Consider the following 22,469-nt stretch of genomic DNA (forward strand, 5'->3'; position numbering starts at 1 on the left):
CTCAGGAGGCAGCATGACGGACAAGGTCTTGCAAAGTGGCACCCATATCGCCCGCTACGATGCGGTTGAAAAACCGGATGAAGGCTTCGAGGCGCAAGTCTTCGTGCGACTGTCGCGCGAGCCCGAGATCGCTGAAACCTACATTCCGGTAGGCCTCTTCCCGACCGAGGAAGAAGCCCTGGCCAGCGCCCGCGAACGCGCGCAGCGCGCCTTGAAGGAGCACGAATTTTGAGCCGCCTGCCTGCTTCCCCTTGTTTTTCCGCGCGTCGCCGCACTCTGTTGCTGGGTGCCGCCGCCGGTGCCGTCCTTGTGCTGGCGGGCTGTGCCACGGGCGGTGCCTCGGGCAGCGCGGACCATGGTCTCTCTTCATCAACCCTGTTTGAACTGCGCGGTGCGACCACCGTACCGACCCAGGGCTGGATCAAGGCGCGCCTGAGCGAACCACCGGGTGGCGACATCTATCTCGCCCCGCGCGCCGCACTCGATGCCGGCGACGTGCAGCGCGCGTCGGCGCAGAAGGATGCGGCCGGACGTGCGGTGCTGGTACTGCAATTCTCGCCCACCGGGACCGCCAGGCTGGCGGCGGCCTCGCGCGAATTGATGGGGCGCCAGCTCGCCGCCGTGCTGGAAGGCCGCGTGACCAACGTGGCCAGCGTGCAAGGCCCGATGACCATCAACACCATGGCCCTGACCGGATTGTCCAGTTTCGAGGACGCAGTGCGGCTGGCCAACCTGCTGTCCAAGGGTAACTAGGCCGCCTGCCCGCGCATGCTGAGGGAAAGCATGGCTGGCAGGGGCGGGCAGGGCATGCTAATGTCCTGCCCATTCGCGGCACTGCATTGACGCTGCCCTTACAAAAGACTCACAACATCAACAAGAACAATGTCCGTCGCCCGCCACATCGTCCAGGTCCATCCGCGCTTGCTCATCGGCATCGCCATCGGGATCGCCGCCGCCACCGTTCTCCCCGCCAGTACCTGGATCGGCCGCAGCCTCATCGGCTGGAATGCCGGCGTCTGGTTCTATTTGCTCAGCCTGTGGGTGATGATGCTGCGGGCCGATGCCAAGGCCGTCAAGCGCCTGGCCGAGACCGAGGACGAGAGCGCCCACGTGGTACTGGTGATGGTCTGCGTGGCAGCCATTGCGAGTTTGCTCGCCATCTTGCTGGAACTGGGCGGCAGCAGCCATCACGACGAGCGCGGCAGGCTGTTGCGCTATGCCTTCACGGCCTCCACCGTGTTCGGGTCGTGGGCTCTGATCGGGACCATCTTCACGCTGCATTACGCGCGCCTCTTCTATGCCGATGACGACGACCCGGAGGCCTTGCCACTGCGCTTCCCGGACGGCATACGCAATCCCGGCTACTGGGATTTCCTGTATTTCGCCTTCACCATCAGCGTGGCCGTGCAGACCTCGGATGTGGCCGTGGCCTCGCGCGCGTTACGCAAGTCGGTGCTGGCGCATTCGCTGATCTGCTTCGTGTTCAATGCCGCCATCATCGGCTTGTCCATCAATATCGCGGCCGGCCTGGCCGGCACCTGAAAGCGAGTGTCAGTGCCAGGATGACAGCGCTGCGGAACCGAACCGGCATCGCTTTGTCCTAGCCGGGTTCAGAGGCAGGTGAGTGCGCGATCAAGCGCCGCACCGGCGCTCTGCGCAAACCGGAAGCCGCCCGTATAATCGGCGGCTTTCCCGGACGCAAGACCAAGGGGAGGGGGACACAGCGACACACAGAACCCCCGCAGCTCGACCAACGATTCGAACAACGGAGCGCACCGTGCGGGTTTATTCCAGCCAAGCTGAAGAACGTATTGCCATGTTGAAGCGCCAGGGCAAGGGCGCATTTTCCGGACCGCCGCTGCCGCTGGGGCCGCTGATCGGTTTTTCCGTCGCCATCCTCGCGGTGGTGCTCATTGCCCTGTTTACCTGGGAAGCCTCGGTCAGCCGGGGCCAGGCCGCCAATGCCGTCTCGCACACCATGAAGGTGCGCGAGCAGCTGCAGGTGCTGGTCTCCACGCTCAAGGATGCCGAGACCAGCCAGCGCGGTTTCCTGCTCACGGGCACCGAATCCTATCTGAGCCCCTACAACCAGGCACGCGCCGCATTGCCTGGGGAGATCGCCAGGCTGCGCGAGCTGCTCTCCGACAATCCCGATCAGTTGCAGCGCCTGTCGCAGATCGAGCGCGTGGTCGCCGACAAACTTGAAGAACTGGCCGAGACCATCAGCCGCCGTCGCAATGGCGATACGGCCGGCGCATTGGCCGTGGTGCAATCCGATCGCGGCAAGATGTTCATGGACCGCGTGCGCGTGCTGTCGCGCGACATGGAAGAACAGGAACGCGACCTGCTGGCCAGCCGCCAATCCGACTGGCGCGATGCCGTGGTGTTTTCCACCGCCGTCGCCTGGGGCGGCTCGGGCTTGCTGCTGGTACTCATCATTGCCGCAGCCATGACCACTTCGCGCGATTATCGCGCCCGCGAAAAACAGACCTGGATCCGCAGCGGCCAGATGGGCTTGGCCGAACGCCTGCAGGGCGAACAACGCCTGGGGGCGCTGGGTGAAAACACGCTGGCCTTCCTGACTGCCTACCTCAATGCTCAGGTCGGCGCGATCTACCTGCGCACCGATAGCGGCGACTTCCAGCGCTTCGCCGCCTATGCGCTGGAAGAAAACGCGAGCGAACAACCGCCGCACCTGCGTGATGGCCAGGGCCTGCTGGGCCAGGCCGCCAAACTCAATCGCGCCATGCACGTCAAGGAAGTGCCGGCGCAATACCTGACAGTCTCCTCTTCCGTGGGGCGCCATGCACCGCGTGAGCTGCTGATCGTGCCCGCAGCGGCCGATGGTGTGGTGCAGGCCGTGTTTGAACTTGGCTTCCTGCGCCAGGTGCGGGCCGAGGAAGAAGAGCTGCTGGCGCGCCTGTCGGACCAGATCGCCATTGCCGTGCGTTCCTCCAAGGACCGCACCCGTCTGGAAGAACTGCTGGAAGAAACCCAGCGCCAGTCCGAGGAATTGCAGGCCCAGCAGGAAGAACTGCGCGTCAACAACGAAGAGCTGGAAGAGCAGGGCCAGGCCTTGAAGGCCTCGCAACTGCGCCTGGAAACCCAGCAGGCCGAACTGGAAGAAACCAATGCCCAGCTGGAAGAGCAGGCACAACTGCTGGAAATGCAGAAGGACGACCTGGCCAAGACTCAGGTGGTGCTGGTGGAAAAAGCCACCGAGCTGGAGCGCGCCAACCAGTACAAGAGCGAGTTCCTGGCCAACATGAGTCACGAGCTGCGCACGCCGCTGAACTCCACCCTGATCCTGGCAAAGCTGCTGGCCGACAACAAGCAGGGCAACCTTTCCGACGAGCAGGTGCGTTTCGCGCAAACCATTTCCTCGGCGGGCAATGATTTGCTGGCCCTGATCAACGACATCCTCGATCTCTCGAAGATGGAAGCGGGCAAGCTGGATATCGTTTCCGAATCCTTCGTGGTCAGCAAGATGGCCGAGGAACTCAAGGCCAGCTTCGCCATGACGGCCCAGCAGAAGGGCCTGGGCTTCAAGGTCGAGGTCGATCCGGGCGTGCCGCAGCGTATGGAAACGGACATGCAGCGCCTGGGCCAGATCCTCAAGAACCTGCTCTCCAACGCCATCAAGTTCACCGAGAAGGGCGAGGTCAGCCTGCGCATCTATGCGGATGCTGGCGGCCGCATCGCTTTCGCCGTGCGCGATACCGGCATCGGCATCGGGGCCGACCAGCATCAGTTCATCTTCGAAGCCTTCCGCCAGGCCGATGGCAGCACCCATCGCAAGTACGGCGGCACCGGGCTGGGCCTGTCGATCTCGCGCGACCTGGCGCATCTGCTGGGTGGCGATATTCAGGTGCAGAGCCGGGTAGGCGAGGGCAGCATCTTCACGCTCTCGCTGCCGCAGGTTTACAGCGGCGAGCAGGCCGTAGTGCGGACGCCGGCGGCCGTTGCCGCACCGTCGGCGGCGGCTGCGACCTTGCAGGCGGCGCAAGTCGCTACGGCGCCTGATATCCGTATCCCCAGCCCGCAGGTGGTGCCCGGCGCGCCGGCGAAACTGCAGGACATCGCCATCGATGATGACCGTCACCGCATTGAATCGTCCTCGCGCCTGATCCTGGTGATCGAGGATGACACCGCCTTCGCCATGATCCTGCGCGACCTGGCGCACGAGATGGGCTTCCAGTGCGTGGTCACGCATTCGGCCAATGAGGGCGTGTCGGCGGCGGAGATGTATCGTCCCAGCGCCATCCTGATGGACATGAACCTGCCTGACTTCTCCGGCCTGGGCGTGCTGGATCAGATCAAGCGCAATCCCAAGACCCGCCACATCCCGGTACACGTGGTCTCGGTGGCCGATTATTCGCACGAGGCACTGGAGCGCGGTGCCATCGGCTACGCATTGAAGCCGGTGCAGCGAGAAGAGCTGGTAGGCGCGATCCGCAAGCTGGAAGCCAAGTTCCTGCAGGGCCTGCGCCATGTCCTGGTGGTCGAGGACGATGCGCGCCAGCTCGACAGCATCCGCCAGTTGCTGGCCGGCGAGAACATCAACCTGGTCGGCGTGCGCACGGCCGCCGACGCACTGGCCCGCCTGCGCGAGACCACCTTCGATTGCATGGTGATGGACCTGAACCTGCCCGATCTGTCCGGCTATCAGTTGCTGGAAAAGATGGCCGAGCAGGAACACGTGGCTTTCCCGCCGGTGATCGTCTATACCGGCCGTTCGCTGTCGGCCGAGGAAGAGCAGCACCTGCGCCGTTTCTCGCGCTCCATCATCATCAAGGATGCGCGCTCGCCGGAACGCCTGCTCGATGAAGTCACGCTGTTCCTGCACCAGGTGGAAACCACGCTGCCGCCGGAGAGCCAGCGCATGCTCAAGGTGGCGCGCGACCGCGAGACGGTGTTCGAAGGCCGCCGCATCCTGGTGGTGGAAGACGACGTGCGCAACATCTTTGCGCTATCCTCCGTGCTGGAACCCAAGGGCATGAAGGTCGACATCGCCCGCAACGGCCGCGAAGCCCTGGAGGCCCTGCAGCGCAGCCAGGAACAGCCGGGCGCGCCGATCGACCTGGTGCTGATGGACATCATGATGCCGGAGATGGATGGCCTGACCGCCATGCGCGAGATCCGCAAGCAAGCCGTCTGGAAGCGCCTGCCCATCATCGCCCTGACCGCCAAGGCCATGAAGGATGACCAGGAGAAATGCCTGGCCGCCGGCGCCAACGATTACATCGCCAAGCCTTTGGATGTGGAAAAACTGCTGTCCCTGGTACGCGTATGGATGCCGAAATAAACCAGGCACTGGCCAACCAGCATTTCGATATCGAGATGCAGTTGTTGCTGGATGCCATCTACCTCAAGTATCACTGCGACTTTCGCGGTTATGCCGGTGCGTCACTCAAGCGCCGCCTTGCTACCGCCATGATCCGGTTCGGCTGCGAAACACTGTCGCAATTGCAGGACAAGGTGCTGCATGATGCGACGGTATTCCCCGCGCTCATGGATTACCTCACGGTGCAGGTCAGCGAGATGTTCCGGGATCCCAGCTATTTCCTGTCGTTACGGGAGAAGGTGATCCCGCTGTTGCGTACCTATCCATCCTTGAAGATCTGGGTAGCCGGCTGCAGCAGCGGCGAGGAAGTCTATTCGCTGGCGATCCTGTTGCGCGAGGAAGGCTTGCTCGACCGCAGCATCATCTACGCCACCGACATCAACCAGGCCGCGCTGAAGAAGGCCGAGGCCGGCGTCTACGAGCTCGACCGTATCCCCGGTTTTACCAGCAACCACCAGAAATCCGGGGCGAAGACCTCGCTTTCGGATTACTATACGGCCGCTTATGGTGCCGTCGTCTTCGACAAGTCGCTGCGCAAGAACGTGGTCTTCTCCGATCACAGCCTGGCCACCGACAGTGTCTTTGCCGAGATGCACCTGGTGTCCTGCCGCAATGTGCTGATCTATTTCAATCGCCATTTGCAGGAGCGCGCGCTGGGCCTGTTCCGCGAATCGCTGGTGCGCAAGGGCTTCCTGGGACTGGGTTCGAAGGAATCGATGCGTTTCTCGACGCACGGTCCTGCCTTCGATGAAGTGGTGCGGGAAGATCGCATCTTTCAGAAGAAGGGGGAGCTATGAGCCTCGTCCCGCTGCCGGCCCTGGGTGGCCGTGCGATTGATGCAATCGTCATCGGTGCCTCTGCCGGTGGCGTGGAAGCCTTGTCGGAAATCCTGCCGGCGCTGCGGCGTGGTGCGCAGGTGGCGACCATGGTGGTACTGCACATTCCGCGTGAACGCCCCAGCCTGCTGGCCACCATCTTCGCCGATCGCTGCGGCCAGCCGGTAGTGGAAGCCCAGGACAAGGAGCCGGCGCAGCCGGGCGTGATTTACTTTGCGCCACCGGATTATCATCTGCTGGTGGATCGCAGTGATCAGGGGCCGGTGCTGGCCATGTCCAACGATGAACTGGTGAATTATTCGCGCCCGGCCATCGATGTGCTGTTCGAATCGGCGGCCGATGTTTACCGCGAGCGTTTGCTGGGCATCGTGCTGACCGGCGGCAATCATGACGGTGCGGCCGGATTGCAGGCCATTGCGCGCGCCGGTGGCGTGACCGTGGTACAAAGTCCGCAACAGGCACAGGTACCTTACATGCCGGAGCAGGCATTGGCGCTGGGACAGATTGATTATGTGCTCACGCTCCCGCAGATCGCCGATCTGCTGCGCACCCTGGGCGTATCGGGGAATGACCAGGAAAAGGAACGCAGGTGACAGAAAAATACAAAGACAGAGACCTGCCGCGGGTGAAATTCCTGCTGGTCGATGATCTCGACGAAAACTTGTTGGCCCTCTCGGCCCTGCTGCAGCGGGACGATGTCGAACTGCTGCTGGCCCGCTCGGGCCTGGAGGCGCTCGAACTGCTGCTGCAGCATGACGTGGCACTGGCCTTCCTCGACGTGCAGATGCCGGACATGGATGGCTTCGAGCTGGCCGAGCTGATCCGCGGCAGCGAGCGTACCCGCAACGTGCCGCTGATCTTCGTCACGGCGGGTGTACGTGATGAGCGCCGCCAGTTCAAGGGCTATGAGAGTGGTGCAGTGGACTTCCTCTACAAGCCCATCGAGCCGCATATCCTGCGCAACAAGGCCGATGTGTTCTTCCAGCTGTATCGCCAGAAGCAGTTGCTGGCGCTGGAGTTGAAGCAGCGCACCGAGACCCTGCGCATGAACGAAATGTTCGTGGCCATCCTCGGCCACGACCTGCGCAATCCGCTGAGTGCGGTGGTGATGGCGGCCACGCTGCTGCAGCGGACGTACAAGGAAGAGGTGGCACAGAAGGCCTCGCAACAGATTCTCAACGGTGGCAAGCGCATGGCCAAGCTGATCGACAACATGCTCGATCTGGCCCGCGCGCGCCTGGCCGGCGGCATCCCGCTGGTGCGTGCCAGTGCCTGCCTGGGCGAGATCACCGAACGGGTCGTACAGGAATACCAGGCCACGTATCCGGGCAGTGTGGTCGAGCGCCGCATCGAGGGCGATGACAATGGCTATTGGGATGGCGACCGCCTGGGCCAGGTAGTGGCCAATCTGCTGGGCAACGCTTTGCAGCACGGCGCGGCGGACAGTCCGATCTGCATCGGCATCGATGGCCGCAGCGAGCAGGAAGTGGTCATGACCATCGCCAATCGCGGCGTCATTCCGGCGGCCTTGTTGCCGGTGATCTTCGATCCCTTCCGCGGTGGCGAGCGTGAGGTCGGCCGCAAGGAAGGTCTCGGACTGGGCCTGTTCATTGCCCAGCAGATCGTCAAGTCGCATGGTGGTAGCATCACCATGAGTTCGGATGACCAGGTGCAGACCATGGTGACGGTGAGGTTGCCTAGGCGCTGAGCGTCATTGCATCCGCAGTGAATGAATTGGGCGATGGCCACGGCGGCAAGCAGAACTACGGAGTCAACCAGATTTCTGAAGGTGAAAAACCTTCCGCTTTTCCATCGGTCTTCCGCCAACAAAGTACGGAAGCATTTCAACTTTTCGATCCGGAGCCATCGACGTCCATGCACAACGCCAATCCCGATAATTCTGCCACCACGCCACATCTGAACAAGGCGCGCTATCTGGTGGTGGCGGGATGGGTGCTGTTCATGATCTCGCTGTTCCTTCCTTTGCAGAACACTGATCTGGGATACGCGGCCCTGATCTATTCGTTCGTCTTCCTGATGTCCATCTTTGATCGACTGGAACCGCAACTGATCTGGATGGGCAGTTACGCCTTGGTCAACGCCGGCATGATCGTTTCCCTTTTCATCGCCTGGAAGGGGCCACTGATCAGCCATCCACGCTGCTCTTTGTTCTTTACGCTGGCGGCCGTGGACACCTTGTTCGCTCCCCTCTTTGCGAAAGAGTTCACCCAGTACCCGGCATTCTGGTGCTGGGCAGCTTCCGTTATATTGGTGGCATCGGGAATGAATCTGGCCCGGCTCCAACAGAACGATCTTGCGTCCTTGAAGGCCAGGCATTAGGGCCTGCTCATACTTGTCTTGTACCCGAAATGCCTGCTCCTCTGAGCAGGTTTTTTTTTAGGTGCTACGAAATCTCCTCGCAATATTCTCCTGGTCTTGCACAGGCTGGATTCAAGCTGTGCCGGCAAGACGACGTCCGTCAAGAAATCGCTTGTCAATCAAAGTTGATCGGTCTATATTGTGTGTACCGAACAGTACATACGGTACTGAAAGGTACACTAATTGGAGAAAGATCATGTCGATTCGCCCGCCGCTTCCCCCTTTCACTCGTGAAACCGCCATCGAAAAAGTCCGTCTTGCCGAAAACGGCTGGAATACCCGTGACGCCGAAAAAGTTGCACTGGCCTATACCGAAGACAGCTGGTGGCGCAATCGCGCCGAATTCGCACAGGGCCGCGAAGCCATCACCGCACTGCTCAAGCGCAAGTGGACGCGTGAGCTGGATTACCGTCTGGTCAAGGAGCTGTGGGCCTTCGACGGTGCGCGCATCGCCGTGCGCTTTGCCTACGAGTACCATGATGATTCCGGCCAGTGGTATCGCGCCTACGGCAACGAGAACTGGGAATTCGATGCGCAGGGCCTGATGCATCACCGTCACGCTTGCATCAACGAGCATCCGATCAAGCCGGAAGAACGCAAATTCCTGTGGGACAATAGTGGCCCGCGCCCGGCGGATCATCCCGGGCTGAGCGATTTCGGTATCTGAGGAAAATGAATGGCTAGAGTCATTGCGGAAAAAGACGATGTGATCCCCCTGCTGGCGGAAGTCTTCCGCACCTATGGCTTCGAAGGGGCGAGCCTGGCGCGCATCAGTGAAGGGACCAGGCTGGGCAAGGGGAGCATCTATCACTTTTTCCCGGGCGGCAAGGAGGAGATGGCGCAAGCCGTGCTGGGCCACGTCGATGCGTGGTTCCGGCAGCATGTGTTCGAGGCGTTGAACGAGCGTGACGATGCCGTGGCAGGCATCAAGGCCATGTTCGACGATGTCAGCCGCTATTTCCTCTCGGGGCAGCGTGTCTGCCTGGTCGGCGTATTTGCGCTGGGCAATGAGCGCGATCGCTTTGCCGTGATGGTGCGTGATTACTTCATCGCCTGGATCGATGCGCTCGCGTCCGCCCTGGTGCGGACCGGGCGCAAGCCCAAGGAAGCCAGAACGCTGGCCGAGGAAGTCGTGGGCGGGATACAGGGCGCGCTGGTGCTGGCGCGCGCCCTGGACAGTACCGATGTGTTTGCCGATGCGTTGAAGCGTTTCCAGAAGCGGCTGTTGGGCTGATCTCCCGTCCAGCAGGGTGAGTGCAACGGCATGGGGTTGCCGTTGTGTTCTGGGCGCTATCCGTCATCTGACAGGCCGTGTACTTGATGTTTGAGTTTCAACGAGGATGACAACTGCGGATACAAGGGGGGTACCTTGAAACACCGATTCATGAGATGGACGGCGATGTTGCTTTGGTCGACATGCCTGTTCGCCTCTGCAGAGGAAAAAACTCAACCGTCTCTGACGATGGAAAACTCCATTGGCATGCAGATGGTGCTGATCCCGGCGGGCGAATTCTGGATGGGAGCCGAGGAGTCGCTGGCCGCGCTGAAGCAGGCCTATCCGGATTATGAGGAGCGGCGGCTGCGCGATCTGGACGATGAACGGCCGCGGCACAAGGTGCTGATCACCCATCCGTTCTATCTCGGGAAGCATCTGGTCACGGTGGGCCAGTTCGCGAAATTCCTGGCCGAGTCGGGCTATACCCCGGAATCCATTCGCGATCAGACCGGCGGTTACGGCTACAACCCGCATTACGATCCTGAGAAAACCGAACGCAAAGACGCATTCGAAGGCCGCAGCCCGCAATACAGCTGGAAAAACCCCGGCTTCCCCCAGGCCGATGATCATCCGGTACTCAACGTCACCTGGAATGATGCATCAGCCCTTGCAGCCTGGCTCAGTGAGAAAGAGCACGCGCACTATCGTCTGCCGACCGAAGCCGAATGGGAATACGCTTGCCGCGCGGGGACGACGACGCGCTATCCCAATGGCGATGATCCGGAGGGCCTGAGTCAGATCGCCAACACCTTTGATGCCGACGCTGCTCCCTACTGGCCACGCATGGCCGGTCGCGCGCTGAAGAGTCACGACGGCTTCGCCTTCACCTCGCCGGTGGGCAGTTTTCCGGCGAATGCCTTCGGGCTGTATGACATGGTAGGCAATGCCTGGGAATGGACCGCCGACTGGTATGGCGAAGAGACCTATGCGCGTTCGCCGTTGGCCGACCCGCGCGGGCCAGCCAGCGGTGAAACCAAGGTGCGGCGCGGTGGCTCGTGGCATACCTGGTCACTGTATGCGCGGTGTGCCTTCCGGAACTGGAATACCGTCAGTACGCGCTATACGCTGGTGGGGATCAGGCTGGTGCGGGATGTGGAAGTCCGGCATTGAAAATGGCGTCGGGCGCTGCCAGCGCGTCGGCTTCCGCATCCGGCCAGAATGGCTCAGTAGCGCAGGACGTCAAATCACTTTCACGAACAAGCCAGCGACGATGGTTGGCACGTCCGAGCAGATCAGGTCGAACGCAGAGTGGATGAAGTAGTCCATGTGATTGCTCCGGTGAGGGTGACTGCGAGACTCAGCAGTAAGTGATGTTGGCCAGCGCTTCCAGCATGTGCATGAACCAGTGGCCGTCGTCGGCACGATAGCGGCAGATGGTGGTGGCAGCGGCATTGCCGGCAGCAGCCAGGGACATGAGGGCAGCGACGAGGCAGGTAGCGTGGATGCGCATGGTGTTCTCCGGTTGGGTGAGGATCGGTGCGGCTGGTATGGGTGAAGCTTGATCCTCGGGGGTTTCAACCGGATTGCAGCGGAGCGGAGACGTGTTTCAGTTGAAATGGGGGCGTTCAGCAACGCGCGGAGGGAGTGGGTGGGTTGAGATTCTCAAGCAAGAAAAACTCTCCCTCCGGCGAAGAACGGACAAACGTTTCACCTGCTTGAACGCCGTCTGTTCATCGCACTACAGGAGTGTCATCGTTATACCCCGTCACCGGGGTTCTTCCCCTTTCCCGCTGCGAGGAAACCCAGTTTCTCCATCGCATCCTGGGTTTCCAGCAGCATCGTTGCTACTTCCGCGACAGTCACTCGCAGGCCAGTGGCACGCTCCCTCATGAATTGGTAAGCGCTTTCTTCGCTGTGCTTCTGATATTCAACCAGCACACGAATCGCCTTCTCGATCTGCCGGCGTGACTTGATGGTCGATTCGAGCTTGTCTATCTTGGCCTGCTGCCGTTGTTGAAAACCCTGTGAAGAGCGCGCCAGCACCAGCGTACTCAGGATGCCTTGCGAGCGGAACGGACGTGTCAGCACACCGTGCGCCTTGGTGTCCAGCAACAGCTTCAAGGTGGTCGGGCTTTCATAGTCGGACAGGGCGACCAGGGCCGCATCCACGGCGCTGGCATTCCATCCGCTGCGTCCTTCGAGCTCCTGCGATATCTGGAAGAAAATGACGTCGGCTCCGGTCGGCGGCTCCGTTGGACTGGGCCAGATCACGCGCAGCCGGCAGCCGATGCGCTGCAACTGCTGGATCACTACGTCCCGGTCTTCACCGGGCGGATAGACGACGGCTACGCAGATACTGCGCAGGTCCTCGTAAAGTCGGCGAAGGCTTTGTCCCATGACCTTACCTCAACCAGAAACCGGAAAAGCCGAAAGTGGAAAGATAGGGGTCCGGCTTGACGGGCTCCGACGCTTCCCAGGCGATGTCGAACTGTCCGTCGCTACGGCAGATGCCAATGCGCGGGGTAAGGGCGCAATGATTGTTGTCTGCGTCGACACTGATGCGCCCTTCAGGCGAATCGAATGACACCGTATGAGTGGCCTCCACCAGCTTGCGCCGGTCCAGGCTGCCTGCGCGCTGCAGGGCGCGCGCAAACAGGTGGACTTGGGCATAGGCCATCTCCGACCAGGTGCTTGTGGGCCGGTCGCCGAAACGCTTGCGCCAGAGGGCGAGGAAATGCCGGTTGCTCTCATTGTCCAGCGAACCGAAATAGGTCGCGGCTGTGATGTGGCCCGCGCAGTGCCGGGCACCGATCAGGCGGATCTCTTCCTCCGCCATCGAGAGGCTGGCGATCGGTGTGGTCGTCGGATCGAATCCGAACTCGGGATAAAGCTGGTAAAACAGCCGCGCCGATTGTCCCACCAGCGTCGAAAACACCACGTCGGGCTGGGCCGCCTTGATGTCGGTCAGCACCTCTTCCAGTTCGCCCCGGCCGGCTTCCAGCGGCAGGTAGATTTCATCGAGGATCTCGCCACCATGCTGCTCCACCATGTCGCGCATGACGCGATTGGATTCGCGCGGATAGATGTAGTCGGTACCTACCAGGAAGAAGCGGGTGCGCTTGTTCTGCATGAGGTAGGCGGCCAGCTGCACGCTGTTCTGGTTCGGGACGGCACCGGTATAGATCACGTTGGGTGAATACTCGAAACCCTCATAGAAGGAGCAGTACCACAGCAGTGCGTTGTTGCGTTCGATGACCGGCAGCACCGCCTTGCGGCTGGATGAGCGCGAGCAGCCGAATACCACGTTGATCTCGTCCTCCAGCAGCAGGCGCGTGACCAGCTTGCGATATTCCGCGATGTCGCCCTTGGGGTCGTAGGCCACCGGCACCAAGGGCCGGCCGAGCACACCACCGAGCTGGTTGATCTCTTCGATCGCCAGCGCGGTCCCGAAAAAGTGTTCAGATTCCGTGACCCCGGTTGCGCCCGACCGAGAAAACAGCACGCCAATGCGCCAGCCATCTTCCTGTCGCACGCGCGTATCCTGGAATGAAGTGGTATTCATGGTCGGTCCTTATCGGTCGAACAGCGCCTGCAAGCGGTCCGTGTCTTGCGTGGATTGCAGGGCCAGCATCAGCAGGATACGGGCTTTCTGCGGACTCAGGTCATCGGCGAAGACTGCGCCGACAGCCTTGAGGGTAGCACCGCCGCCGTCGAAACCGTAGGACGGCGATACGCGGCCATGGGGCACACGGGTGGAGATCACCACCGGGATGCCCTGTCCGGTGGCGTGCCGGATTGCCTCATACATGTCGGCATTCACGTTGCCGCAGCCGAGCGCCTGGATCACGATCCCGCTTGCGCCCAGCGTCACCGCAGCGCGCAGCAAGTCACCGCTGGCTCCGCCGAACATGGGGATGATCTCGACCCGTGGCAAAGTACCGCCGAGCAAGGGCAGATGCTGGCGGCGCATCGGCCGGCGCGCGAGAACTACGCGATCTTCATCGGCTACCCCCAGCACGCCGAAATCACCGGACTTGAAGCTTTCGACGTCGGCGGTATGGGTCTTGCTGACATCGCGGGCGGCGTTGATCTGGTTGTTCATCGCAATCATCGCGCCCAGGCCGTGCGCTTGCGCGCTGGCGCACACACGGGCTGCGTTGAGCAGATTGCGCGGTCCGTCGAAATCCGGGCTGGAGGCATTGCGCTGCGCACCGATCAGCACTACCGGCTTGTCGCTGGCCAGAGTCAGGTCAAGGAACCACGCGGTTTCTTCCAGCGTATCCGTGCCGTGGGAGACGATCACGCCGTCCACTTCCGGGCGCTCCAGCGCGGCTGCGGCAGCCTGCTGCAGGGCGATCCAGCGTGGCGGATCCATATAGCCGGACGGTACGTTGAAGAGATTGACGACCTCCAGCTGCGCGATGGCGCGGATGCCGGGCACGGTGGCCAGCAGATCATCGCCCGAGAGGGCGGGCACCGGCGCCTTTCGGACAGGGTCGATTTTCATGGCAATGGTGCCACCGGTGGAGATGTAAACGCAGAGGGGCAGGTTGGATTGGGCTGAACTCATCATGGCATCGAATGGTTGGCAAGAAATATGCCCGCGGCCGCAGCGGCCCGGCACGCGGGATGGGGGATCGCACCGATTATGGTCACAGAGCGGGTGCCGGGACAAGCGGCGCAACCCATGCCCACGTCATACGCGCAAGTGCCCGAAGACAAGTTCTGCCGCGCCGTCGCGCTTGGCGGGGCCCTCCTCGACCAGCTCGCCCTGCTTGATGATGAGGTAGCGGTCCGCCACTTGCAGCGCGAAGGGCACGTTCTGTTCAACCAGCAGCAGCGTGGTGCCGTGCTGCCTGCGCTCCTCCTGCAGCGCGTTGGCCAGGCGGTCGATGACCGAGGGCTGCAAGCCTTCGGTGATCTCGTCCAGCAGGATCACCGAGGGCCGCATCATCAGGGCGCGTGCCAGCAACAGCATCTTCTGCTCACCGCCGGAGAGGGTGCCGGCGTATTGCTGCAGCCGGCTGCGAAACACCGGGAACAGGGGTTCGACGGCAGCGAAGCGCTCTTCGAACAACGCCGGCTGCGCCAGCCCCAGGCGCAGGTTGTCGCCGATGCTCAGTTCGGCGAAGAGGGCGTTCTCCTGTGCCGCATAGGCCACCCCCTGGCGCGCGATGCTGTGCGGTGCCAGGTGCGTGATGTTGCGCCCGTGCAGGTGGATCGCACCGCCCTGCTTGCCGAGGTAGCCCATGATGGTCTTGAGCAGCGTGCTCTTGCCCATGCCATTCTTGCCCAGCAGGGCTACGGCCTCGCCTTGCGCGATGTCCAGCGACACGCCGCGCAGCACGACCGACGCACGATAGCCGCTGGTAATGCCGTCCAACACCAGTGCCGATGATCTCATTGCGCCTCCGTTGCGTGGGTACTGCCTGAATAAATGGTGTTGACCAGTTCCGAATTGACCACCTCATCGAAACTGCCTTCCATGGCGATCGCACCTTGATGCAGCACCACGATGCGGGTGGCGATCTGCTGCACGAAATCAAGATCATGCTCCACCAGCAGGCAGCACAGCCGGTACTTGAGCGCGAGCGAAGACAGTACCCCGCCGATCTGCGTACGCTCGGCCTTGGTGAGCCCGGCGGTAGGTTCATCCAGCAGCACCACACGGGGCTCCAGCGCCAACACCATGGCCAGTTCCAGCGCCTGCTGCTGGCCGTGGGAGAGATCCCCGGCGACGCTGTCGAGTTTCTCATCCAGACCGGTGGCGCGCATCACGTGCAAGGCATAAGGGGGGAGATGCAGCACGTCCGCACGCCGGAACAGGGCCGGCCGTTCAAGCCGCGCACGGGCGATGCGCAGGCATTGCGCCACGGTCAGTGTGTCGAAGATATTGGCGTTCTGGAACTTGCGTCCCAGCCCGAGGCTGACGCAGGCCTCCGGCGGCAATTGGCCGATGTCGCTGCCGCACAGCGCGATGCTGCCGGCGCTGCGCTCGGCACCATCGCTCATGCAGCGCATCAGCGTAGTCTTGCCGGCTCCATTGGGACCGATCAGCCCGACCAGCTCGCCGGCACGGGCGGCGAAGTCGATGCCGCGCAGCACCTTCAGCGGGCCGAAGTGGCGGGCCACTCCCTGCATGCGGATCGCCTCCGCCTGCGCATCGCCGCCGGTCACGCCGGCACACTCTTCCAGGCCCGGCTGATGCGCGCTTGCGCGGCCCAGGCCAAGGGGGCGCAACAGCAGCGGCACCAGGCCCTGGGGCAGCAGTACGATCACCAGGATGAACGCTGCGCCCAGGATCAATTGCCAGGCAAAGGGCATGCTGCTGCTGAGATAGGCGGTGGCAACGTTGATCAATACGGCACCGATCAGTGGTCCCCACAGGCTGCCGCGCCCGCCCAGCGCGACCCAGATGATGAATTCCGTGCCCAGCGCGAAGCCGGCCAGCTCGGGTGCGACCACGCCACTGAAAGCGCCGTAGCCGAATCCGGCCAGACCGGCCAGTACTGCCATGGCCACCAGCAGCGTAATTTTCACCAGCGAGGTGTTGATGCCCAGATAGCTGCAGCGCTGCTCATTGTCGCGGATGGCGGCGAGCAGGCGGCCGGCATCGGAGCGCACCAGCAAGCAGCCGGCCAGCGCAGCCACTGCCAGCATGCCGCCCGAGATCCAATACCAGGCGTCTAGGGAAAAATCGAAGCTGTCATAACCGGTCAGCCCGGAACTGGAGCCGGTCCAGCTGCCACCCGACAGCAGCAGCTGGGTCAGCACGATGGGCAACACCAGCGAAATCACGGTGGCGAAGAACGGCGACGCACCGCGATAGAACGACAGCCATCCGGCCAGCGCCGCCACCGCTGCTGCTGCAGCGATGGTGGTGCCGATTGCCAGCATGACCGTGACAGGGCTGAAGCCGCCATGCGTGAACACCAGTCCGGCGGAATAGGCACCGATTCCGAAGAAAGCCGACTGGCCGAACGTGAGGTAGCCGGTATAGCCCCACAGAATATCGACGGTCATCGCAACGATGGCCATGAAATAGGCCTTGATGAGGATGTTTTGCAGGTAGGTGTCGAAGATCCACGGCCCGGCAGCCAGCAACAGCAGGCCCACACCGACGAACAGCAAGACGCTGCGCAGAGAATGGCGTACGCGTGCGGCACCCGCCCGTGAGGAAGGTGCGGCGGAAGAAAGAGAGGAGTTACGCACGGGCCAGCCCCTTCGGTCGGATACGCAAGGTCACTGCAGCGAGGACGGCGATGGTGAGACCGCCGAGCACAGGATTGGCGTAGGTGCTGACCAGCACCTGCGCAGCACCGAATACCATGCAGGCCAGCAGCAGGCTCAGGATGGAGTGGCCGGAGATCATTACCAGCATGAAGGCACTGATCAGCCAGGGCAGGCCCATATTGGGATCGACGCTGGAGAGCGGCGTGATCATCGCGCCGGCCAGTGTCCCCAGTCCGGCACCCAGGCTGAAGGTGACGAAACGTACGCGGCCGGAATGGATGCCCAGGCTGCTGGCCAGTTCCTCATTCATGATCACTGCGCGGGTACGCACGCCGAAATCCGTACCGTTGAGCAGCGCCGTGAGCAGCAGGCAGATGCCCAGCGCCAGCGGCACCAGCAACAGGCGGTAGGCGGAGTAGTCGACGCCGAGGATGTTCCAGGTCCCGGTCAGCGGTGCGTTGACGAACTGCACCTCGCGACCGAAGGCCATCACGATCAGCTGGCCAATCACGATGCTCAGTCCCCATGTCGCCAGGATGGCGTCCAGCGGCCGCTTGTAAAGGCGGCGAACGATCACGCCTTCGACCAGCATGCCCACGGCGATACCGGCTACCAGCGCCAGCGGCCATCCCAGCCAGGGATCGAGTTGCAGACGCGTGGTTACGTAACTGGCGTAACCGCCCACGGTCAGCAAGGCCCCGTGGGCGAAATTGACGATCTTCATGACACCGAAGATCATCATCAGTCCGGCGGTGACGACGAACAGCATCGCGGCCGTCGTCAGCATATCCAGCAATAGCGCCATGGCGCTCTCCTCTCGTTTCTCAGGCCGCCGCGGTCATGGCCGCGGCGGCGTTGTTATCGCAAAGCGGTCCTGCCTGCCGCCATCACTTGATGCTCGGGCACTGGTTGCCGGGGTCGACGCTGGCGAAGGTCTCCAGAATACGGATCGATCCGTCGGCCTGCACCTGGCCCAGGCGCATGGAAAGCGGCGCATGATGGCTCTTGTTCATCGCCACCGTGCCACGCGGACCGTTGAACGACACTTCGCCGAGCGCCTTGCTCACCTTGTCGCTGTCAGTCGATCCGGCTTTCTCGACGGCGGCCTTGTACAGATAGAAGGCTTCGTACTGGGGCTCGGACAATTCATTGGGGGTCTTCAGGTCTGCGCCGAATTTTTTCTTCAGCGCGTCCATGAATTTCCTGTTTTCCGCCGTATCGATGCTGGTCAGGTAAGAAGCCGACATGTAGAGCCCGGTGGCGGCATCGCCCATGGTCCTGGCGGTACCCTCGTCAATGGCGAGGTTGCCGTAGGGTAGCGTCAGACCGGCTCCCTTGAGCTGCTTCGCCAGCGACACATTGGGTGCGCCGCCGGCGGTGGCGCTGATCAGGGCGTCCGGCTTGCTGGCACGGATCTTCGAAACTACCGTGGTCCAGTCGCTGCCGTCGATGGGCAGGTATTCTTCGCCGACGACCTTGCCGCCTTTCTGCTCGATGTACTTCTTGGTGAATTCCAGCATGCCTCGGCCAAAGGCGTAGTCGCTGCCGACCAGGAAGAAGGTCTTGGCATTCATGGACTTGCTGAAGTAATCCACTACCGGCGCCACCTGTTGCTCCGGCACCCAGCCGTTGGCGTACATCCATTTATTGCACGAGCGACCCTCGTAGAAGGACGTGTAGATGTAAGGTACCTTGCCGCGGCTGATCACCGGCAGCGCGGCATTGCGTGCGGCGCTGGTTTCCATGGCGATGACGGCGTTGACCCTCTTTTGGAACACCAGCGTATCGAAAGCTTTCTGCGCGCCCACTGCGCCGGAGGCGTCATCGACGATTTCCAGTTCCAGCTTGCGTCCCATGATGCCGCCCGCGGCGTTGATTTCATCGACCGCCAGTTGCGAGGACTGCACTACGGCCGGTGCCACCACGCTGTTGGCACCCGATAGCCCGACCGCCACGCCGATGCGGATGGGCTCGGCGGCGTGGGCCGGCGCAGCTGCGGCAAGCAGGGAAAATGCGACAGCAAATACGCCATGGGGCAGCGCGAAAGTGAATCTGTTCATCATGAACTCCTCAGTCGGTGTGAGTGGATGGATGGAATGGATCCTGAAAGAAAAGCGGTACGGCAAACGGCAAGCGGTTCAGTGCCGCGGCAGCGGCCAACCCGTGCCCAGCATCGGGTCGTAGAGGTCGTCGCGACGGTCGCGCAGCACATGGTTGAAGGGAGTGAGATGGCGTGCCTGGCGCGACTCCTTGAGATTGAGGCTGGCATACAGTATTTGCTCGCCGTCCTCCGGTGCCGGCCCGGCCAGCGGCCAGCCTTGCGCGCCAATGATCACGCTCTGTCCGATGAAGGGCTGGCCGCGCTCGGTGCCGGTACGGTTGGCGCACACGATGGTGAGCGCGTTGCTATGGGCATTGGCCATCGCCAGTGAAGTTGCCATGGCTTGGCGGTTGTCTGGCTGCCCTGGCATCGGTACCCAGTTGGTTGGCATCGCCACGACGTCAGCACCCTGCATGGCAAGCAACCGATACACTTCCGGGAACCAGCCGTCGTAGCAGATCGCCACGCCCAGTCGTCCCCAGCGTGTGTGGAACAGGGGTAATCCCTTGTCGCCAGCTTCAAAGAACAGATGTTCGTCTCCCCACAGATGCAGCTTGCGGTAGACGCCCAGCCAGCCGTCCGGGCCAATCACCACGGCGGAATTGTAGAGCCGGTCGCCCTCGCGTTCGGCGATGCCGGCCACGACATGGATACCGTTGCGGCGCGCGGCGGCCATCCAGGCCTGGGTGGTGGGGCCGTCGGGCAGGACTTCCGCCAAGGCGAAGGCTTCGGCGCGGCTGGCGAAGACATAGCCGCTGTTGACCAGCTCGGGCAAGACCACCAGCTCGGCCCCCTCGGCGGCGGCGCGATCGATGAAGGCAATGGAACGGGCAACATTCTCTTCCTTGCGGCCAATGTGGGGCTCCATCTGGACGCTTGCCACCTTGATCAATGGAAACGAGGGCGGCGAGGTGTTTTCCTGTGACGACATGCGAATCTCCAAAACAAAAAGCCCCTGACTGCGCTTGATGCGCATGTCAGGGGCTTTCATAGCCGGTATGTATGGTCAGCAATATTGCTGGGAGTACTGCCTGGTGGCGTTCCTAGGCAGCGAGGCGATTATTGCATCACTCAAATGAATGCGTCAATACGTGTCATCATTCCTGGCCGTGTCAGACATTACGCGTCGTAAAGACGATGTTGTCGGGGAATGAGAAATCCAGCTGAACTTTTTCTCTTGCCGTGCTTTTATTCGTTGGTCGTACACGGGCAGGGGGAAGGTATTTGAAGCGGTTTCATATCGGTAAAACAATGATTTTTTATCGAGCCAACAACGATGAAGAAGATAATTCTGAACTGCGCCACCGTGGAAACAGAGGATGACTTCTGGCAGCTTTACTGCGAAGTTGTCAAGCCACAAGGTCAACACCGCTTTGGACGGAACGTGCAGGCATTATGGGATGCGCTGTCTGCGGGTGGTCTCGGCTGGCCCGGAGAATGCCAGATCGAACTGATCCATGTGGATGATTTCGCAGAGCGTCATCCTTTCCTTTGTTCAGGGTTGCAACGTATCGCTAAGGACTTGTTGGTGAATGCAGGAGTGCAGATTGTTTTCAGGGGATGAGTCAAGTGATTTGGCGCGGATTAATTGGTATCCTCGCTAGGTATGGGATCATCGCTCACAGTATCGCTTCGAGTAAAAAACATTTCTTCGGGGGAAGGTCAAAGTGAAAAAAGCAGCTGTCGTCTCGGCGTTGTTGGGTCTCGTCTTCAACTCATGTCTGGCTGAGAGTATCGGTCGCACCAACATTAAATTGCCGACGGGAAATTGGCAGACCTTGACTGAGTTCGACGGGAATCTCACCTTTGATCAGCATTCAAAGATGCCGCTTCGTACGCGGGTATTCAAACTCGTAGATGGTTCCGGGAATGTTAACGCACTCCTCAGCGTTACTAGCACCGAGGCTGGACGTGGTAGCCGAATTCGCTGGATCAGCCAGCAGTGCCCCGAGCCCAGGCCCAAATACTTTACGAACGATTTCGGAAGCAACAAGCAGCCTGACACACGTGACTGTCTGGTCGTCAATATTGCATTTGCGCCATTCAAGTTCTACAAGGAAGACGCAGAAGTGCCCCTCGCGCTCAAGCAGCAGAATATTCAACTATTTACCAGCGGTTATTCACTTCGGACACAATATGGCTCTCAGGCCGGAACGTATCTCAGCGTCAACCTGATGACCAACAAGAAGTTTCTGGGGCTGCCCGCTGGCCGGGCTGAAGCTGCTGACCTTCACGAGGTGCCAGAGGCACTTGTAGCTTGGGGCGAGACCCTGCATAACGCAGTCAAGAATTCCGTGAATTCTTTCGAAGGCGGCTTGATGCTTCCGCCGATCGAGTTTGCCAATTGATGTTGCCCTCCATCAGGATCGCAGGCCACGTCAGATCTGATCATGATTTGAACGAAAATTTCAGCTGGAAATGAGCAAGCTACTCCATTTTTATTGCGCTGTCGCATGTGCGTTTCTTGTAGTTTTCCCTGCTGAAGCAACCGCTCTTCTGGCGGACATGCTGATCTACGACGGTGTGGAATCTGCAGTATGGGCAGTCTCTCCCGGGAAACTTGATCTGCCGTACAACGAAAAAGTAAGGGACATGGCAATTGCCGGTAGTACTTGCTCATCTTCCCTTGGTTCTCCCCGCGGAAGGTGGCGGATCGCTGAAGGAAAGCTTTGGCTTGATGGCTTCAGAGGGTGTAGCACCGGTCACGCATCGATCAGCACCATTTATGGAGTCCCGGGACCAATGTGGGCCGATTGGATCAGTTCGGAAGTCGCGACATATCGCGGAAAAACATTATGTTACGGCACATGGGGCGAGGTTGGGATCGCGCAGACGACTCTCATATTCCGCGTCGAGCGAGGACGGATCATTGAGGTGATCGAAAAAGATAATTCACTTGATCCGCGCATTCCAGATTACAAATTACTTGCCTCCTATCTGCAGATACAAGATCCTAAATTTAACGAAAAGGAAGCGGAAGAACTAAGCAGTAATGTGAGCTATTGTCTGCAGGACGCAGCGCTCCAGAAGAGTAATCCAATTGCGGCCTATCTGGCCCCTACCGGGACGCTGCGAGCATCCATTGATATGAGCAATCCGGTGTTCGCCTATAGGGACAAGGAGAGCGGAAAGATAATTGGGATATACGTTGATCTGGCGATCGCGCTGGCCAGTGATTTGAGAGTGCCACTACAGATTGTCCCCGCAAAAACTCTGGATGATTCCGTTTCCGACATCGTGAGGGGTGAAGCGGATTTTGGCTTCTTCCCGACTGGTTTCATCAATGACGAAAAATATGGACTGGGAGATCCCTGGGGCAAATTGCAGGTTACTACACTGTCCGATCGGATTCGGGACTGA

The 22,469-nt window shown here is 61.1% G+C and carries 23 protein-coding genes; 14 read left to right on the forward strand and 9 right to left on the reverse strand.

What is annotated here, in order from left to right; genetic code table 11:
• Positions 1–13: 13 nt before the first annotated feature.
• The 11 genes from ACWHXP_RS02325 to ACWHXP_RS02375 all read left to right on the forward strand — a co-directional run bounded on the left by ACWHXP_RS02325 (position 14) and on the right by ACWHXP_RS02375 (position 10,945).
• Positions 14–232, forward strand: coding sequence for a hypothetical protein (locus ACWHXP_RS02325; RefSeq protein WP_034330326.1), 219 nt, complete (start codon positions 14–16; stop codon positions 230–232).
• The gene (locus ACWHXP_RS02330; RefSeq protein WP_121045239.1) at positions 229–753 is read left to right on the forward strand and encodes a SecDF P1 head subdomain-containing protein; all 525 of its coding nucleotides are present in this window, start codon (positions 229–231) and stop codon (positions 751–753) included. Before ACWHXP_RS02325 ends, ACWHXP_RS02330 begins: the two co-directional genes overlap by 4 nt.
• A 129-nt stretch (positions 754–882) precedes the next feature.
• Positions 883–1,542 (forward strand): DUF1345 domain-containing protein, encoded by a 660-nt coding sequence (locus ACWHXP_RS02335; protein ID WP_039784524.1) that lies wholly within the window; start codon positions 883–885, stop codon positions 1,540–1,542.
• A gap of 274 nt (positions 1,543–1,816) precedes the next feature.
• Positions 1,817–5,305, forward strand: coding sequence for a response regulator (locus tag ACWHXP_RS02340; protein ID WP_489635883.1), 3,489 nt, complete (start codon positions 1,817–1,819; stop codon positions 5,303–5,305).
• Entirely contained in the window at positions 5,290–6,141 is an 852-nt protein-coding gene (locus ACWHXP_RS02345) for a CheR family methyltransferase (protein ID WP_039784526.1), read from the forward strand. The genes ACWHXP_RS02340 and ACWHXP_RS02345 overlap by 16 nt, the downstream gene beginning before the upstream one ends.
• Positions 6,138–6,773 (forward strand): chemotaxis protein CheB, encoded by a 636-nt coding sequence (locus ACWHXP_RS02350; RefSeq protein ID WP_489623493.1) that lies wholly within the window; start codon positions 6,138–6,140, stop codon positions 6,771–6,773. The genes ACWHXP_RS02345 and ACWHXP_RS02350 overlap by 4 nt, the downstream gene beginning before the upstream one ends.
• The gene (locus ACWHXP_RS02355; protein ID WP_121045235.1) at positions 6,770–7,888 is read left to right on the forward strand and encodes a hybrid sensor histidine kinase/response regulator; all 1,119 of its coding nucleotides are present in this window, start codon (positions 6,770–6,772) and stop codon (positions 7,886–7,888) included. The genes ACWHXP_RS02350 and ACWHXP_RS02355 overlap by 4 nt, the downstream gene beginning before the upstream one ends.
• A gap of 17 nt (positions 7,889–7,905) precedes the next feature.
• Positions 7,906–8,520, forward strand: a complete 615-nt coding sequence (locus tag ACWHXP_RS02360) for a hypothetical protein (protein WP_489623492.1) — start codon at positions 7,906–7,908, stop codon at positions 8,518–8,520.
• A gap of 235 nt (positions 8,521–8,755) precedes the next feature.
• Positions 8,756–9,226, forward strand: coding sequence for a nuclear transport factor 2 family protein (locus tag ACWHXP_RS02365; protein WP_121045233.1), 471 nt, complete (start codon positions 8,756–8,758; stop codon positions 9,224–9,226).
• Between the two features lie 9 nt (positions 9,227–9,235).
• Entirely contained in the window at positions 9,236–9,793 is a 558-nt protein-coding gene (locus tag ACWHXP_RS02370) for a TetR/AcrR family transcriptional regulator (RefSeq protein WP_039784530.1), read from the forward strand.
• A 150-nt stretch (positions 9,794–9,943) separates the two neighbouring features.
• Positions 9,944–10,945, forward strand: a complete 1,002-nt coding sequence (locus ACWHXP_RS02375) for a formylglycine-generating enzyme family protein (RefSeq protein WP_489635882.1) — start codon at positions 9,944–9,946, stop codon at positions 10,943–10,945.
• 187 nt (positions 10,946–11,132) lie between these two features.
• On the opposite strand, the gene ACWHXP_RS02380 is transcribed toward ACWHXP_RS02375, so the two are convergent.
• From ACWHXP_RS02380 to ACWHXP_RS02420, 9 genes are all read right to left on the reverse strand, one after another.
• Positions 11,133–11,285: a hypothetical protein gene (locus ACWHXP_RS02380; RefSeq protein WP_158601286.1), complete on the reverse strand. Its 153-nt coding sequence runs from the start codon at positions 11,283–11,285 to the stop codon at positions 11,133–11,135.
• Between the two features lie 245 nt (positions 11,286–11,530).
• On the reverse strand, positions 11,531–12,172 hold the full coding sequence (locus tag ACWHXP_RS02385) for an ANTAR domain-containing response regulator (RefSeq protein ID WP_199725133.1): 642 nt from the start codon (positions 12,170–12,172) through the stop codon (positions 11,531–11,533).
• A gap of 4 nt (positions 12,173–12,176) precedes the next feature.
• Positions 12,177–13,337, reverse strand: a complete 1,161-nt coding sequence (locus tag ACWHXP_RS02390; protein WP_489623491.1) for a transporter substrate-binding domain-containing protein — start codon at positions 13,335–13,337, stop codon at positions 12,177–12,179.
• Positions 13,338–13,346: 9 nt separating this feature from the next.
• On the reverse strand, positions 13,347–14,348 hold the full coding sequence (locus ACWHXP_RS02395; RefSeq protein WP_489634589.1) for an asparaginase: 1,002 nt from the start codon (positions 14,346–14,348) through the stop codon (positions 13,347–13,349).
• A 123-nt stretch (positions 14,349–14,471) separates the two neighbouring features.
• Complete coding sequence (locus ACWHXP_RS02400; protein ID WP_489634588.1) at positions 14,472–15,179, reverse strand: branched-chain amino acid ABC transporter ATP-binding protein; 708 nt, start codon at positions 15,177–15,179, stop codon at positions 14,472–14,474.
• Entirely contained in the window at positions 15,176–16,987 is a 1,812-nt protein-coding gene (locus ACWHXP_RS02405; protein ID WP_489634587.1) for an ABC transporter permease subunit, read from the reverse strand. Before ACWHXP_RS02405 ends, ACWHXP_RS02400 begins: the two co-directional genes overlap by 4 nt.
• Complete coding sequence (locus ACWHXP_RS02410) at positions 16,980–17,813, reverse strand: branched-chain amino acid ABC transporter permease (protein WP_489623488.1); 834 nt, start codon at positions 17,811–17,813, stop codon at positions 16,980–16,982. The genes ACWHXP_RS02405 and ACWHXP_RS02410 overlap by 8 nt, the downstream gene beginning before the upstream one ends.
• Before the next feature lie 82 nt (positions 17,814–17,895).
• Positions 17,896–19,068, reverse strand: a complete 1,173-nt coding sequence (locus tag ACWHXP_RS02415; RefSeq protein WP_121045222.1) for a substrate-binding protein — start codon at positions 19,066–19,068, stop codon at positions 17,896–17,898.
• A gap of 78 nt (positions 19,069–19,146) precedes the next feature.
• Positions 19,147–20,040 carry a nitrilase family protein gene (locus ACWHXP_RS02420; protein WP_034336282.1) on the reverse strand — a complete coding sequence of 298 codons (894 nt, stop codon included), beginning with the start codon at positions 20,038–20,040 and terminating at the stop codon, positions 19,147–19,149.
• A 345-nt stretch (positions 20,041–20,385) separates the two neighbouring features.
• Here ACWHXP_RS02420 and ACWHXP_RS02425 point away from each other — a divergent pair, with 345 nt between their 5' ends.
• The 3 genes from ACWHXP_RS02425 to ACWHXP_RS02435 all read left to right on the forward strand — a co-directional run bounded on the left by ACWHXP_RS02425 (position 20,386) and on the right by ACWHXP_RS02435 (position 22,469).
• Positions 20,386–20,673: a barstar family protein gene (locus ACWHXP_RS02425; RefSeq protein ID WP_489634586.1), complete on the forward strand. Its 288-nt coding sequence runs from the start codon at positions 20,386–20,388 to the stop codon at positions 20,671–20,673.
• Between the two features lie 103 nt (positions 20,674–20,776).
• Positions 20,777–21,457, forward strand: a complete 681-nt coding sequence (locus ACWHXP_RS02430; protein WP_489634585.1) for a hypothetical protein — start codon at positions 20,777–20,779, stop codon at positions 21,455–21,457.
• Positions 21,458–21,527: 70 nt separating this feature from the next.
• The gene (locus ACWHXP_RS02435) at positions 21,528–22,469 is read left to right on the forward strand and encodes a hypothetical protein (protein WP_489634584.1); all 942 of its coding nucleotides are present in this window, start codon (positions 21,528–21,530) and stop codon (positions 22,467–22,469) included.

Source organism: Herbaspirillum sp. Her2, from assembly GCF_057961375.1.

Bases quoted from the DNA above. Each gene is read 5' to 3' on its own strand.
- ACWHXP_RS02325 (WP_034330326.1), top strand. From the start codon at position 14: ATGACGGACAAGGTCTTGCAAAGTGGCACCCATATCGCCCGCTACGAT.
- ACWHXP_RS02335 (WP_039784524.1), top strand. From the start codon at position 883: ATGTCCGTCGCCCGCCACATCGTCCAGGTCCATCCGCGCTTGCTCATC.
- ACWHXP_RS02340 (WP_489635883.1), top strand. From the start codon at position 1,817: ATGTTGAAGCGCCAGGGCAAGGGCGCATTTTCCGGACCGCCGCTGCCG.
- ACWHXP_RS02345 (WP_039784526.1), top strand. From the start codon at position 5,290: ATGGATGCCGAAATAAACCAGGCACTGGCCAACCAGCATTTCGATATC.
- ACWHXP_RS02350 (WP_489623493.1), top strand. From the start codon at position 6,138: ATGAGCCTCGTCCCGCTGCCGGCCCTGGGTGGCCGTGCGATTGATGCA.
- ACWHXP_RS02365 (WP_121045233.1), top strand. From the start codon at position 8,756: ATGTCGATTCGCCCGCCGCTTCCCCCTTTCACTCGTGAAACCGCCATC.
- ACWHXP_RS02370 (WP_039784530.1), top strand. From the start codon at position 9,236: ATGGCTAGAGTCATTGCGGAAAAAGACGATGTGATCCCCCTGCTGGCG.
- ACWHXP_RS02375 (WP_489635882.1), top strand. From the start codon at position 9,944: ATGAGATGGACGGCGATGTTGCTTTGGTCGACATGCCTGTTCGCCTCT.
- ACWHXP_RS02380 (WP_158601286.1), bottom strand. From the start codon at position 11,285: ATGCGCATCCACGCTACCTGCCTCGTCGCTGCCCTCATGTCCCTGGCT.
- ACWHXP_RS02385 (WP_199725133.1), bottom strand. From the start codon at position 12,172: ATGGGACAAAGCCTTCGCCGACTTTACGAGGACCTGCGCAGTATCTGC.
- ACWHXP_RS02390 (WP_489623491.1), bottom strand. From the start codon at position 13,337: ATGAATACCACTTCATTCCAGGATACGCGCGTGCGACAGGAAGATGGC.
- ACWHXP_RS02395 (WP_489634589.1), bottom strand. From the start codon at position 14,348: ATGATGAGTTCAGCCCAATCCAACCTGCCCCTCTGCGTTTACATCTCC.
- ACWHXP_RS02400 (WP_489634588.1), bottom strand. From the start codon at position 15,179: ATGAGATCATCGGCACTGGTGTTGGACGGCATTACCAGCGGCTATCGT.
- ACWHXP_RS02410 (WP_489623488.1), bottom strand. From the start codon at position 17,813: ATGGCGCTATTGCTGGATATGCTGACGACGGCCGCGATGCTGTTCGTC.
- ACWHXP_RS02415 (WP_121045222.1), bottom strand. From the start codon at position 19,068: ATGAACAGATTCACTTTCGCGCTGCCCCATGGCGTATTTGCTGTCGCA.
- ACWHXP_RS02420 (WP_034336282.1), bottom strand. From the start codon at position 20,040: ATGTCGTCACAGGAAAACACCTCGCCGCCCTCGTTTCCATTGATCAAG.
- ACWHXP_RS02425 (WP_489634586.1), top strand. From the start codon at position 20,386: ATGAAGAAGATAATTCTGAACTGCGCCACCGTGGAAACAGAGGATGAC.
- ACWHXP_RS02435 (WP_489634584.1), top strand. From the start codon at position 21,528: ATGAGCAAGCTACTCCATTTTTATTGCGCTGTCGCATGTGCGTTTCTT.